Annotated in this window: 3 protein-coding genes; 1 reads left to right on the top strand and 2 read right to left on the bottom strand. The window is 72.6% G+C overall.

Translation table 11 applies throughout. The features are described from left to right. The first annotated feature begins 96 nt into the window (after window positions 1-96). A complete protein-coding gene (locus tag IE272_RS36250) occupies window positions 97-1,188 on the top strand; it encodes an alpha/beta hydrolase-fold protein (protein ID WP_190009948.1) in 1,092 nt (363 codons plus the stop codon). A gap of 48 nt (window positions 1,189-1,236) precedes the next feature. On the opposite strand, the gene IE272_RS36245 is transcribed toward IE272_RS36250, so the two are convergent. After that, entirely contained in the window at window positions 1,237-2,937 is a 1,701-nt protein-coding gene (locus tag IE272_RS36245; RefSeq protein WP_190009946.1) for an ABC transporter ATP-binding protein, read from the bottom strand. After that, the gene (locus IE272_RS36240; RefSeq protein WP_190009944.1) at window positions 2,924-13,876 is read right to left on the bottom strand and encodes a non-ribosomal peptide synthetase; all 10,953 of its coding nucleotides are present in this window, start codon (window positions 13,874-13,876) and stop codon (window positions 2,924-2,926) included. Before IE272_RS36240 ends, IE272_RS36245 begins: the two co-directional genes overlap by 14 nt. Between the last annotated feature and the right edge of the window lie 25 nt (window positions 13,877-13,901).

Below are 13,901 nucleotides of genomic sequence, written 5' to 3'. Positions count from 1 at the left end.
TCCGGATCGCCAACCCCCCTTCGGGACCGCTGGGTTAGGCTCACCTCATCCAGGAGAGCCCAGCCTCGCCTCTTCCTCTCTCACAAGGAGACGCTCATGCGTCCGGTGATCGACGAGCATCCGTTCGCCGCCTTCGGTCTCCCGGGCCGCCCCGGCGGCGACGCGTTCTGGGCGGCGGCTCGTACGCCCGTGTCGGTCCCCGCCGACGACGGTTGGCGGACCCTCTTCCTGTGGCGCGGTTCCGAGGCCGTGCTCGACTTCGAGAGCTGGTCGTCGCCCGTCCCGTTGCACCGCTGGGGCGGTACGGATTGCTGGTACGCCGAAGTCCGGATGCCCGCGCGGCTGCGGGTGACCTACCGCGTCCTCGCGGGGGACGTGGCCCATGCCGATCCGTTCAATCCGGTCGGCGCCGGGGCGGACCGTTCCGTCGTCGCGACACCGGACGCCCCCGCCCAGCCGCACTGGCCCGCCCTCGGCGCGGACGACGTGCTCCCCCTCCCCCGTACCCGGATCCGCTGGAGCAGCGACCGGCTCGGCGGGCGGCGGACCGTGCGCGTCCACCCGGCGGGCGGAGGCGGTCCGGTGGTGCTGCTGCTCGACGGGGACGACTGGCTGTATCTGCACCCGGCCGTGACCGCCTTCGACGCGGCCGTCGCCGCGGGTGACATGCCCCCGGTGACCCTCGTGTTCCTGCCGGCCAAGGACCGCGGGGCCGAGTTCACCTGCCGCCCCGAGCTGTGGGAGGCGGTCCGGGACGAACTGCTGCCGCTGGTCGCCGAGTCGGGCGTGCCGGCCGACCCGGAGCGGCTGGTGGTCGCCGGGCAGAGCCTGGGCGGTCTGAGCGCGCTGTACGCGGCGCTGGAGTTCCCGGAGCTGGTCTCGCGGGTCGCCTGCCAGTCGGGGTCCTTCTGGTGGGCGCCCGGCACGGAGGCGTTGCCGGATCCGCTGGGAGGGGCCGTCGGCGGAGCCCTCGCCGAGCGACTTCGCCGGGGCGCCGACCTGTCGCGGCTGCGGTGCGCGTTCGACGTGGGCGAGCACGAGCGCCCGATGCTGCCGCACTGCGAGCTGACCGAGGCGCTGACCGAGCAGGCCGGCGCCACGGTCCGGGTGTCGCGTTCGGCGTCCGGGCACGACCGGGCGGGCTGGCGGCACGCGCTGCTCAGGGATGTCGCCTGGGCTCTCGGCTGAGAGGTTCCCGGGACGGGCACGGACGCGCCCCGGGAGCCGCCGTGTGGTTCACCTGGCCACGGCCCGGCAGTAGGCCTCGTCCCCGGCGAGGAGGTTGCGGTGGGTGTCCTCGGCGGTGATGACGCCCTCGTCGAGGACGAGCACCCGGTCCGCGGCGTCCAGGAGCGCCGGACTGCTGGTGAGCACGAGCGTGGTCCGGCCCCTGCGCAGCTTCGCGACGTTGCGCGCGATGAGCTGTTCGGTCACCGCGTCCACGGCCGTCGTCGGATCGTGCAGGACGAGCACTTCGGCGTCGGCGGCCAACGCGCGGGCCAGCGAGAGCCGTTGCCGCTGCCCTCCGGAGAGGTTCGCGCCCCGGTCGCGGATCGGGTAGTCGAGCCCCTCGCGGTGGAGGGCGACGACGTCGGTGAGCATGGAGGCCTCGACGGCCGCCTCGATCGCCCGGCCGGTGCCCGACGGGTCGATGTTCGTCCGGAGCGTGCCGGCGAAGATCTCCCCGTCGTAGGGATTCACCAGCAGGTGCTCGCGGACCGACTCGATCGACAGGTCCGCGATCTCCCGGCCTCCGACCCGTACCACTCCCTCGTACGCGTGGGGGGCGACGTTCACCGCGAGGACGGCGGCCAGGTCGGCCGCCGCGCGCGGCTGATAGGCCGCGATCGCCACGAACTCTCCTGCGGTGACCGTGAATTTCGCCCCCTGCAGGGTCCCGTGGCGCACTCCGTCGACCTCCAGCTCTCCGCCGGGCTCCGGCCGCTCGGGACCCGGTGTCGTCACGGGTCGCGCGGTCAGCACCAGAGCCATGCGCTCGGCCGAAGCGCGGGCGATCATCACGTACTTGGGCATCTCGGAGAACATCTTGAGCGGTTCCATGATGAACTGCGCGAGGCCCACGGCCATGACGAGTTCCCCGATGGTGATCCGGCCCTCGAAGGCCAGCCAGCCCGCCGTCAGGGAGACGGCCGCGGCGAGGACGGCGTTGAGGGCGAGCGCGGTGCCGGCGTAGACGCCGTTCACCCGGGCGACGGTGATCGCCTGGCGCTTCGCGTCCGTGCTGACCCGACGGTAGGAGCCGAAGGCGGCGTGGTTGCCGCCGAAGCCGTGCAGCGGGCGCAGCCCGATGATGAGGTCGGCGACCTTGGCGCCCGCCCGGGCCACCCGGGCCTGCTGTTCCTGCGTACTGGCTCCGATCCGCTTGGACATCACGGCGAGGACCGACAGGATCGCGACGGTCCCCACGATCACCAGCAGGCCCAGCCGGAGGTCGGCCAGGCTCAGGGCGACCGCCGCGACGGCGACGGCGACCAGGGAACTGATCAGCAGGGGCACCACCTCGATGATGTCGGCGGTCTGGTCGGCGTCCTCGGTGGCGATGGTCAGGATCTCGCCGGATTTGAGGTCCACGTCCCTGGCCACCGGCTGGAGTCCGCAGGCGGCCACCCGCACCCGCCAGCGGTGCGCCTCGGTGGTGTTGGCCTTCTGCAGCACGCGCATGCCGAACCGCCACGACAGGGACACCGTCGTGATGATCACGGCCAGCGAGCCGATCGAGATGGCGAGCGAGCCGAGGCTGCGGTCCTGCATCGTGTGCTCGACGATCAGTCCGAGAGCGATGGGGAACGCGGTCTCGGCCGCCTGGTACAGGCCCATGAGGACGGTGCCCGCGATCATGGCGCCGACGTTCCGGCGGAGCGCCGTCCGCAGGATGGCGGCCCCCGGGCGGGGCAGCTCGGTGTCAGGAGTTTTCATCAGGGTCAGGAGTCTCATCGAGGTGGCGGGCGATCGCTTCCGGGGTTCGCAGGGTGAACAGGTCGCGGATGGTGATGACAGGACCGTACTCGCGGCGGAGGAGGCCGATCAGCCGCACCGCCAGCATGGAGTGCCCGCCGAGGGAGACGAAGTCGCTCACCGCGCTGACCTCGTCGTCGTCGAGGTCGAGCGCCTCGGCGAAGAACTCGCAGACGGTGCTCTCCGTCCCGGTCTCCGGGCCCCGCTCCCCCGCCGTGGTCAGCGCGCCCAGCGGCCTGGCCTCCGGCAGCGCCTTGGTGTCGGCCTTCCCGTTCACGGTCAGCGGGATGCTGTCCACCTGGGCGTAGTGCGTGGGGCGCAGGAAGTCCGGCAGGCCGGCACCCGCCTCGCCGGCGACCTGGGCCAGGTCCGCGGAGTCGGCGAGGACCAGGTAGGCGGCCAGGCGGTGGGCGCCGTCCACCTGCGGGTCGGGCTGCGCGACCGCCGCGACGAACCGGACCGCCGGATGGGCCGCGAACACGGCCTCGACCTCGCCCGGTTCGACCCGGTGACCTCGGATCTTGACCTGCTGGTCGGTGCGGCCCAGGTAGGCGATGTTTCCGTCGGGCCGGCGGATCACCAGGTCCCCGGTGCGGTACATGCGCTCCCCCGGACGGCCGAAGGGGCAGGCGACGAAGCGGTGTGCGGTCTGGGCGCTCCGGCCCAGATAGCCGCGGGCGATGCCGATGCCCGCCACGTACAGCTCGCCGGGCACTCCGGCGGGCAGCGGACGCAGCCACGGGTCCAGGACGTACACCTCGGTGTTGTCGATGGCCACGCCGACCACCGGGTCCTGGCACTCGAAGGTGCCGACGCCGAGGGTGTTGATGGTGTACTCGGTGGGCCCGTACAGGTTGTAGCCGACCGTGCCCTCGGTCTCCGCGAGCCGTTGCCACAGCGTCGGGGAGACGGCCTCGCCGCCCAGCAGCACCAGTGCGGGACGCCTCTCCGGGTCGTCCAACAGGCCCTCGGAGAACAACTGCTGGGCGTAGGTGGGTGTGACGTTGACGACGTCGATGCGGTGCTCGGCGCAGTACGCGGCCAGGCGGGGCGCGTCGCGTCGCAACTCCTCGTCACAGATGTGGACTTCATGCCCGTCGGCGAGCCACAACAGCTCCTCCCACGACATGTCGAACGCGAACGACACGGTGTGCGCGATCCGGAAGACCCGGTGATCGTGTTCGGCGAGGACGGGCTCGAAGATCCGGCGCTGATGGTTGATCAGCATGTTCGTGAGACCCGCGTATTCGGTCACCACCCCCTTGGGCTTCCCGGTCGAGCCGGAGGTGTAGATCGTGTACGCGGGGTGGCGCAGGCGGTCCGGGTCGTCCGGTGCGAACGTCGTGTACGGCTTGGCCTCCGGCAACGGGCGGTCCAGTTCGATCAGTTCGCCGTTCAGCCGGGGCGACACCGAGCTCACGGTGAGGATCACCTCGGGCCGGGCGTCCTCGACGATCGCCGCGATCCGCTCGTCCGGGTGGTCCAGCTCCAGTGGCACGTACGCGGCCCCGACGCGCAGCACGGCGAACAGTGCCGCGATCCAGTCGAGGGAGCGCGGGATCGCGAGGCCCACGGTCGTCTCGGGTCCGATGCCGCGCCGGGCGAGGACGCCCGCCACCGCCCGGCTGCGCTCCCGGAGTTCGGCGAAGGTCATCGTGGCGCCGTCGGCGACGAGCGCGATGCGCTCCGGATCGCGGTCGGCCGCCAGGTCGAAGCGGTCGACGACGGTGTCCGTGCCGACCTCGGTGCGCCCTGCGGGTTCGGGGTCCGGTCCCAGGCCGCGCAGCGCGCCCACCGGTCCGGTGGCCCGCGCCACGTCCGCCAGGACGCGCAGGTAGTCCTCCAGGAGCCGGCGGGCGTTGTCGGCATCTCCGTGGCGGTGCTCCAGCTTGACCGTGAGCCGGTCGCCGGGCGTGACGACCCAGGTGTACGGGTAGTGCGTGGAGTCGTCGGCCCGGACGGAGGTGATGCCGTGGCGGGCGTTCATCGCGGCGAAGGCGTCCAGGTCCAGGAAGTTCTGGAGCACGAACAGGTTGTCGAACAGGGTGTCGTGCCCGCCGGCCCGCTGGATCTCGCCGAGGCCCAGGTGTTCGTGGTCCATCGCCGCCACGCGCGCCGCCTGCACCGACGAGAGGAACGTGTCGACCGAATCGTCGGGCCGGGCCCGGGTCCACAGGGGGACGGTGTTGAGCAGGACGCCGACGATGTCGCCGTGTCCCTCGCCCTCGCGGCCCGAGACGGTCACGCCGAAGACGGCGTCGCTGCGGCCCGTACGGGCTCCGAGGAAGAGGCCGAAGGCGCCGGTCAGTACCGAGTTCAGTGTGACGCCCCGGGTCCGCGCCGTTTCGCGCAGCAGCTCCGACAGTTCGGCGGACAGGGTGTGCACGAGCGGCTGCGGCAGCTCCTCGATGAGCTGCGGGGCCGGTCCGGCGAGCAGCGTCGGTCCCGGCAGTCCTGCCAGGTGCTCGGTCCAGAAGCGCTCCGAGACGGCCGGGTCCTTCGCGGCGAGCGTCCGGGCGTACTCCTCGAAGCCCGGCACGGCCGGCGTCGCGTCCCACGGCCGGCCCGCCACCACGGCCTCGTACGCGTCGAACAGGTCGCGCAGCAGGATCTCGCGGGACCAGCCGTCCCAGAGCAGCAGGTGGTAGCTGAGCAGCAGGCCGTCGCGGCCGTCGGGCATCCGCACGACGGTCATCCGGACGAGCGGCGGCTCCCCCGGGTCGAAGCCCTGCTCGCGGTCCCGGGTGCACAGGGTCTCGACCTCGGCGTCCGTCGTCAGCGCGACGGTGCGGACGGCGACCCGTCGGCCCGCCCTGAGGACCTGGACCGGGCTTCCGTCGTCGTCGGTGGTGAACCCCGCGCCGACGACGGGGTGGCGCGCGATCACGTACGCCATCGCCTCGGCCAGCGCGTCGGCGTCCAGGCGGCGGTCGAAGGCGAAGTAGCTCTGGGCGACGTAGTGCCCCGCCGCGCCCGCCATCTGGGCCTGGAAGAACAGGCCCCGCTGGAGCGGGGTGACCGGTGCGGTGCGCTCGGCGCTCTCGGACGCGTTCCCGATCTGTTCCAGGGCGGCGAGCCAGTGCTCGGTGATCGCGTCGGGTATGCCCTCGGCGAGGGTGAAGGCCGCGTGGAGGCAGCCGGTGGCCTCGTCGGTCCAGGCGTTGACCTCGACGGCGTACGGGCTGTTCCGGTCGTCCGTGGTGATCCGCAGGGCGTCCGACTCGTTGCCCCGGCCGAGGTAGTTGAAGAGGACCTGCGGCTGCGCGGTGAGCAGCGGGGCCGTCTGCGGGTTGAGGTACCTGAGACGGCCGTAGGCGACGTGCCCGTCCTCGTCCGGCCGGCGTTCGGCGACCTCGCGCGCCGAGGCGACGGGGTCGGTGTGGGCGGTGAGGCGTACGGGGGCGATGGAGGTGAACCAGCCGACCGTACGGGAGTAGTCGTGGTGCTCGGCGGCCGGGACCCGGCCGTGTCGCTCCAGCTCGACGGCGAGGTCGGTGGGCGCGGTCTGGATCCGGGTCAGCGCGGTGCGCAGGGCTCCGACCAGCAGCTCGGTGAGCTCGATACCGAGCGCGCCGGGTGCACGGCGGGTCACCAGGTCGCTCGCGCCGGACGGGAGGACGGCCGTCCTCGCGCGGAGGCCCTGGACCGCGGGCAGCAGGGCCGGGGCCCGGAGGGCGGTGATCCAGTGGCCGAGGTCGTCGGTCTGCTGGGCGGTCCGCACGGCGAGCGCTTCGGCGTACGCGGCGTAGGAGGTGGTCGGCGGCGGCAGGTCCGCCCCGGTCAGGGCGGTGGCCAGGTCGTCGAGGAGGATCAGCCAGGACACCGTGTCCACGGCGATGTGGTGGACGGTGACGACCAGGGTGCGGCTCGCCGCGAGCCAGGAGAACGCGACGACGTCCCCGGTCTCCGGGTCGAGCCGGCCGGCGGCCTCGTTCGCCGCCGCGGTGGCGTCGGTGGTGTCCGGGGTGCCGACGCCGACCTCGCGGGCGGATTCGGTACGCAGGGCCCACACGCCGTGATCGACGCTCAGCCGCAGGCGCAGGGCCGGGTGTGCGGCCACGAGGGTGTTCGCGGCGCGCCGGATGTCGTCGAGGCGGGTGCCTTCGGGGACGGCCACCGACCTGGCCTGGGCGAATCCGGAGAGCGGCGCGGCCAGCTCCCGCCGGCGCAGGATGATCGGCGTGAGCGGCAGCGGTCCGTCCTCGCGACGGGACGTCGGCGTCGGCACGGTCTGCGGGGTGCGCTCGGCCAGGTGGCCGGCGAGGGCACGGGGCGTCCTGAAGAGGAAGACGTCCCGGGGTGCGATCGACAGGCCGAGCGCCCGGGCCCGGTTGATCACGGTGATGGCGACGATGCTGTCCCCGCCGGCGCCGAAGAAGTCGGTGTCGGCGTCCACGGTCGCGCCGGGGAGCGCCTCGGCGAAGATGCCGGTCAGGGCGCTGAGCGCGGAGTCGCCGGTGGTTCCCGGGGCCTCCCGTTGCGGGTCGGGGTGCTGCGCGGCCCGTTCGGTCAGCGCCTTGCGGTCCAGCTTGCCGTTGACGGTCAGCGGCAACGCGTCCACCGGCAGCACTCGGCCCGGCACCATGTGCGCGGGCAGTCTGGCAGCGAGCAGGCCGGCGAAGTCCGCGGGCGGCTCGCCGACGACATGGGCGATCAGCTGGTCGCCGTCGTCCGCCACGGTGACGGCCGCGTCGACGACGCCGTCGAGCTCCCGGATCGCGCCCTCCACTTCGCCCGGTTCGATCCGGAACCCCTTCAACTGCACCTGGTCGTCGGCGCGGCCGACGAACTCCAGCTCGCCGTCGAGCGTCCGGCGGGCCAGGTCGCCCGTGTGGTACATGCGGGAGCCGTCGGAGGCGAACGGGTTCGCCACGAACCGCGCGGCGGTGAGCCCGGGGCGTCCCAGATAGCCGAGGGACAGCTGGCCGCCCGCGACGTAGACGGCGCCGACCCGGCCCGGCGGCACCGGCCGCAGCCGGACGTCGAGGAGATGGGTGGTCAGTCCGGGGATCGGCGCGCCGATGGGGCTGACGTCGGCGCCCCGGGCGAAGTCCTCGTCCGTCAGCACCCGGTGGGTGACGTGGACGGTGGTCTCGGTGATGCCGTACATGTTGACCAGCTCGGGCGAGCCCGTACCGTGCCGCTCGACCCAGCCGCGCAGCCGCGCGAGGTCGAGCGCCTCGCCGCCGAAGACGATGCGGCGCACCGTCGTGACCGGCTCCTCCGCGTGCAGGTCGGCCTCGATGAACCGGTAGAAGGCGGAGGGGGTCTGGTTGAGCACGGTCACACCGCGTTGCCGGACCAGCCGGTGGAAGTCGACCGGTGAGCGGGTCAGCGCGTACTCCGGTACCAGCAGTTCGCCGCCGTGGGCGAGTGCGCCCCACAGCTCCCAGACGGCGAAGTCGAAGGAGAAGGAGTGGAACTGGACCCATACGTCGTCGGGGCCGAAGTCCATGTCCGGGCGGGTGTTGGCGAGGAGTGCCGTCACCGCGCGGTGCGGGACGACGACGCCCTTGGGCCGGCCGGTCGATCCGGAGGTGTAGATGACGTACGCGGCGTCCCCGGGTCCGACGGCGGTCAGGCCGGTGTCCGAGAGGTGTTCGTCACCCGGTTCGTCACCCGGTTCGTCAACCAGTCCATCGCCCTGGACGAGCACCCGGGCGCGCACGCCCGCCCGGTCCAGCAGCCGGGTGAAGCGGCTCCGCTGCTCCCGGTCCACGAGGACGACCTGCGGGGCGGCGTCGGCGAGGATGTACTCCAGCCGCTCGTCCGGATACGCCAGGTCCAGCGGTACGTACGCGCCTCCGGCGGTGACGACGGCGACCAGGGCGGCGACCTGTTCCAGCGAGCGCGGGACGGCGACGGCGACCCGGTGTCCCGGCCCGACCCCGGCCGCGCAGAGCGTGGCAGCCAACTCTGCCTTGGTGTAAGCGAGTTCGCCGTAGGTGAGGGAGCGGGTGCCGCCGTCGAGCGCGCACTGGGTGACGGCGGTGGCCGCCGGGTCGCGGAGTGCGGCGGCGTCGAACAGCTCGACCAGGGTCGTCGGGGCCTCCTGCGTCGGGGCGCCGCCGGGCGCGGCGACCACCACGTCGACCGGATCGTCCGGGCGGCCGAGCAGTTCGGTGAGGTTCCGGGTGAAGGTGGCCAGGATCGCCTCGGCGCGTCGGGGGCGCAGGAGTTCGCCGTCGTAGATCAGGTTGAAGCGTGAGCGGCCGTCCTGTGCGCGTTCGACGACGAGGGTCAACGGGTAGTGCGGGGCTCCCTCGTTGACGATGTCGGCGATGGCGAGGGTGTCGCCCGGTCGGCGCAGGGCGGCCGCGTCGGTCGCGATGTCGAAGACGACCAGCGTGTCGAAGAGGGAGCCCGCGCCGCTCAGCCGTCCGATCCGTGCGAGGGAGACGTGCTGGTGGGCCAGGACGGCGCCCTGGTGCCGCTTCACGGCGTCGAGCAGGTCGTACGCCGTGTCGTTCGGGGTCCAACGGGCACGCACGGGGATGGTATTGATGAAGAGGCCGACCATGTCCCGGATTCCGGGGAGTTCGGCGTCGCGTCCGGAGACGGTGGAGCCGAAGACGACGTCCCTGCTGTGCAGGATGGACCCGAGGGTCGTCGCCCAGGCGCTGTGCACGGCCACGCTCAGGGGCACTCCGGCCGAGCGGACGGCCATGTCGATGTCGTCGACGGGCACGGCCGAGACGTCGGCGAACCGCTGGGAGGGGGTGTGCCCCTCGGCGACCAGGGAGGAGCCGGTCAGTCCGGCGAGCTCCTCGCGCCACACCCGGTCGCTCTCGACCCGGTCGCGCCCGGAGAGCCAGTCCACGTAGTCGCGGTAGCCGCCGAGCGGGTACACCGATCCCGGCGCGTGGTACTCGGCCAGCAGGGTGCGGAGCATCGGCGGCACCGACCAGCCGTCGGCGATGATGTGGTGCACGGTCTGCACCAGGACGGTGCGGCCCGCCCCGGCACGGATCAGCGTGTACCGCATCAGGGGTCCGCCGGCGAGGTCGAACCCGGCCCGGCGGTCCCGTTCGGCGAGGTCGCGGATCTCCTCGTCGGTGAGGGCGGGGCGGTCCAGGGTGGTGAAGGGCGCGGTCCTGCCACGCTCGACGACGGAGACGACCCTGCCGTCGGCGAGGGCCGTGAAGCGGGCGGCCAGGTTGGGGTAGAGCGTGAGCAGCCGGGTGGCGGCCGCGGCGAGACGGTCGGCGTCCACGTCTCCGTCCAGCGTCAGCAGCTGCTGCTCGACGTAGGCGCCGGTGGCGTCGTCGTCGTAGACGGTGTGGAAGTAGAGGCCCTCCTGCAGCGGGGTCAGCGGCAGGATGTCGTGGAGCGCCGGGCCGTCCAGGGCGTCGACGTCGGCCTGGGTCAGCGCCACCAGCGGGAAGTCGCTGGGCGTGTGGCCACCGGCTTCGAGCGCGGCGAGTGAGGTGAGGGCGGAGCGGAAGTGGTCGCCGAGGGCGGTGATGTCCTCCTCGGTGAAGAGCTCCTCGGGCCAGGAGATGGTGGTGACCAGTTCGTACGCGCCGTTCGCGTCGGGTTCGGCGATCGCGTTGAACTCCAGGGCGCGCGGCAGCCGCATCGACGGATCGCGCCTCTCGCCCAACTGTCCGGTCGTGCTGCTGAGTTGCCAGTCGTCCGAGGTGCCGGCGTCGAAGCGGCCCAGGTAGTTGAAGAGGACCTGCGGCGCGGGGCCGGCCGGGACGTCGTCGGCCAGATGGCGCAGGGCGCCGTAGGAGACGCCGTTGCTCGGTACGCGAGCGAGGTCCTCCTTGACCGCCTTGAGGGCGGCGGCGAGGTAGGCGGGCGCGGTGGGATCGGGCGCCGCGCCGGGATCCACGACGACCGGAAAGAGCGTGGTGAACCAGCCGACGGTGCGCGACAGTTCGGGTTCGAAACCGGCCGTGGGCGTGACGAAGCGCCCCTCGCGGCCGTGCCCTTCCAGTTCGATGTGGGCGAACGTCTGGTCCTGCCCCCGGTCACGCCGCCAGCGGGCGAGGGCGACGGCGAGGGCGGTCAGCAGGACGTCGTTGACGCCGGCGTGGAACTTCGCGGGGATCTCGCCCAGCAGTGCGGCCGTGGTCCCGGGTCCGACGGAGACGGCTCGGGTCCGTTCCCGTGCCACGGTGTCGGCCGCGGTGAGCGCACGCCTGCCGATGGGCGCGTCGGCGGCGGGCAGCGGGGTGGCGTAGTGGCCACGGTCGGCGTCGAACGACGCGCGGCCCAGCAGTTGGGTCCAGCGCCGGAACGACGTGCCGACCGGGGGCAGATCGACGGGTGCGCCGGCGGAGTGCTGACGCCAGGCCGTGGCCAGGTCGTCCATGAGGATGCGCCAGGACACACCGTCGATCACCACGTGGTGGGCGACCAGGACGAGTTGGCGGGCCTCGCGGCGCCAGACGGCGCGCAGCATGACGCCGTCGTCCGGGTCGAGCGCCGCGGTGGCGAGGGCGACGCAATCCGCCGGCGGGGCGTCGCTCGGCTCCCAGCAGGAGGCGGTCCGCCCGGCCGGCGGGATGTCGAAGCCCCAGCGCTCGCCGCGTACGAGCCTGGCGCGGAGCATGTCGTGCCGGGCGAGCACGGCGGCGAGGATGTCGTCGAGGGCGTCGGCGGTCAGTTCGGCCGGGGTGTTGAGGACGACCGACTGCACGAAGCCGTCGATCGCGTCCGTGGTCTCGCCCAGCCACTGCACGATGGGCGATCCGACGACGGTGCCGGTCCCGACGTCACCGTGGTCGACGGCGGCGGCGGACTCCTCGCTCGCCACTGCCGCCAGCGCCCCGACGACGGTGTTGGTGAAGATCTGCCGCGCCGTGACGTGGAGGCCGGCCTCGCGCAGGGCGCTGAGGAGGGAGATCGCCAGGATGCTGTCTCCGCCGAGCTGGAAGAAGTCCTCGTCCGCGCCGACGCTGTCCAGCCGCAGCACCCGTGCGACCGCCTCGCAGACCATGCGCTCGTTCTCGGTGGCGGGGGTCACCTGGGCTCCGGCGCCCACGGAGGGTTCCGGCAGCGCCTTCCGGTCGAGCTTGCCGTTCGCGGTGAGGGGGAACTCCGTCAGCACGACGAGGTGGGTGGGCACCATGTACTCGACCATGTTGGCCGCGGCCCACGCCTTGACGTCGTCCGCGCTCAGGTCCTGGTGGCCGCCGGACGGGATGACGTATCCGACCAGGTAGGTGCCGCCCACCGTGTTCTTCTTCGCGACGACACAGGTGTGCCGTACGCCCGGGTGCTCGGCGAGGGAGGCCTCGACGTCCTCGATCTCCAGCCGCATGCCGCGGATCTTGACCTGGTTGTCGGCGCGGCCCAGGAAGTCCAGCGACCCGTCCGGGGCGTACCGCGCCAGGTCACCCGTCCGGTACAGCCGGGAACCGTCCGAGGCGAACGGATTGGCCACGAACCGGGAGGCGGTGAGACCTGGTGCGCCCACATATCCGCGTCCCAGGAGGAGTCCCCCGACGTACAGTTCGCCGCCGACGCCGACCGGCACGGGCCGCAGCTCGTCGTCGAGCACGTAGAGCTGGGTGTTGGGGTTGGCCCTGCCGATGGAGGTCGACAGGCGTGTCGCCGCTCCCCGGTAGATGACGTGGGAGACGCCGATGGTCGTCTCGGCAGGGCCGTAGCCGTGGTAGAGCGGGATGTCGAGGCGGTCGCGGAACCGCTCGTACAGCTCCGGGGTGAGGACCTCGCCGCCGCACCAGACGTGCCGCAGGCTGTCGAGCCGTCCGGAGTCGCCCGCGATCTCCAGGAGGACGTCCAGCATGGAGGAGACCAGGTAGGTGAAGGTGACGCGCTGCTCGGCGATGACGCCGAGCAGATGGTGCGGGTCGCGTTCGCCGCCGGGCCGCAGGATCACGAGACGGCCGCCGGTGACCAACGGCAGGAAGATCTCGTTGACGGAGATGTCGAAGGAGAGCGGGGCCTTGAAGAGCGACGCGTCGTCATGGCCGAAGTGGAGGATCTCGGCGGACTGCCACAACAGGCGTTCGCTGATCGCCTCGTGCCGGATCATCGCGCCCTTGGGCCGTCCGGTGGAGCCGGACGTGAAGATCACATAGGCCAGGGAGGCGCCGGGGACGGTCACCTCGGGCGCGTCCACCGGGTGGGCCCCGTACTTCCAGGCGCCGAGGTCGACGGCGACGGCGTCCGGTTCCCCGGCGTCCGTCTTGCCCGTGGAGTTGAGCTGCAGCACGACCCGGGCGTCCTCGACCACGACAGCCCTGCGGGTGGCGGGCCACTGGGGGTCGAGGGGGACGAACGCCCCTCCGGCCCGAAGGACGGCGAGGAGGCCGACGACCATCTCGGCGGAGCGGCCGAGCGAGATCCCGACGACCTGTTCCGGGCCGAGGCCTCGTTCGATCAGGTGGTGCGCCAACTGGGCGGACAGCCGGTCCGCTTCGCGGTACGTCAGCGATCGGTGCTCGTCGACGATCGCGACGGCGTCCGGCCGCAGGCGCGCCTGCTCGTGGAACAGCTCCATGAGGGTCGGGCGGACCCGGTCCGCACGGGTGTCGTTCCACCGGGCCAGTTCCTCGGCCCGGGCGCGGGGACCGGACGGGCCTATGGTGCCGACGGGCCGGTCGGGGAAGTCGGCCAGGTCGTCGAGTGCCTGCTGGGCGTCGACCGGGTCGGTCCCGGCCGGCACGGCGATGGTGAGGCACTCGGCATCGACCGGCCGACCGCCGTTCCCGACGGATCCGTTGTGAACCCGTTCAAGGACGTCGGGAAAGGGCGTGGCGGGTGTCAGCTCCATGCCGTCCGGGGCGGAACCGGTCGCCCAGTACGCGAGGCCGACGGCGCACGCTTCGACGATGGTCCGGTCGCTGTAGTCGCCGGTCCGCCGGCGTACGGCGGCCAGCCGAGTGGAGGAAAGCGCCATGCGAGAAGCACTCGGTTCGGACATCGAAGTCTCAGCATCCTTTCGCGGT

This window comes from Streptomyces anulatus, from assembly GCF_014650675.1.
Lineage (GTDB): Bacteria > Actinomycetota > Actinomycetes > Streptomycetales > Streptomycetaceae > Streptomyces > Streptomyces anulatus.
The sequence above is the reverse complement of the archived record's forward strand: the minus strand, read 5'-3'. Positions and strand labels throughout refer to the sequence as shown.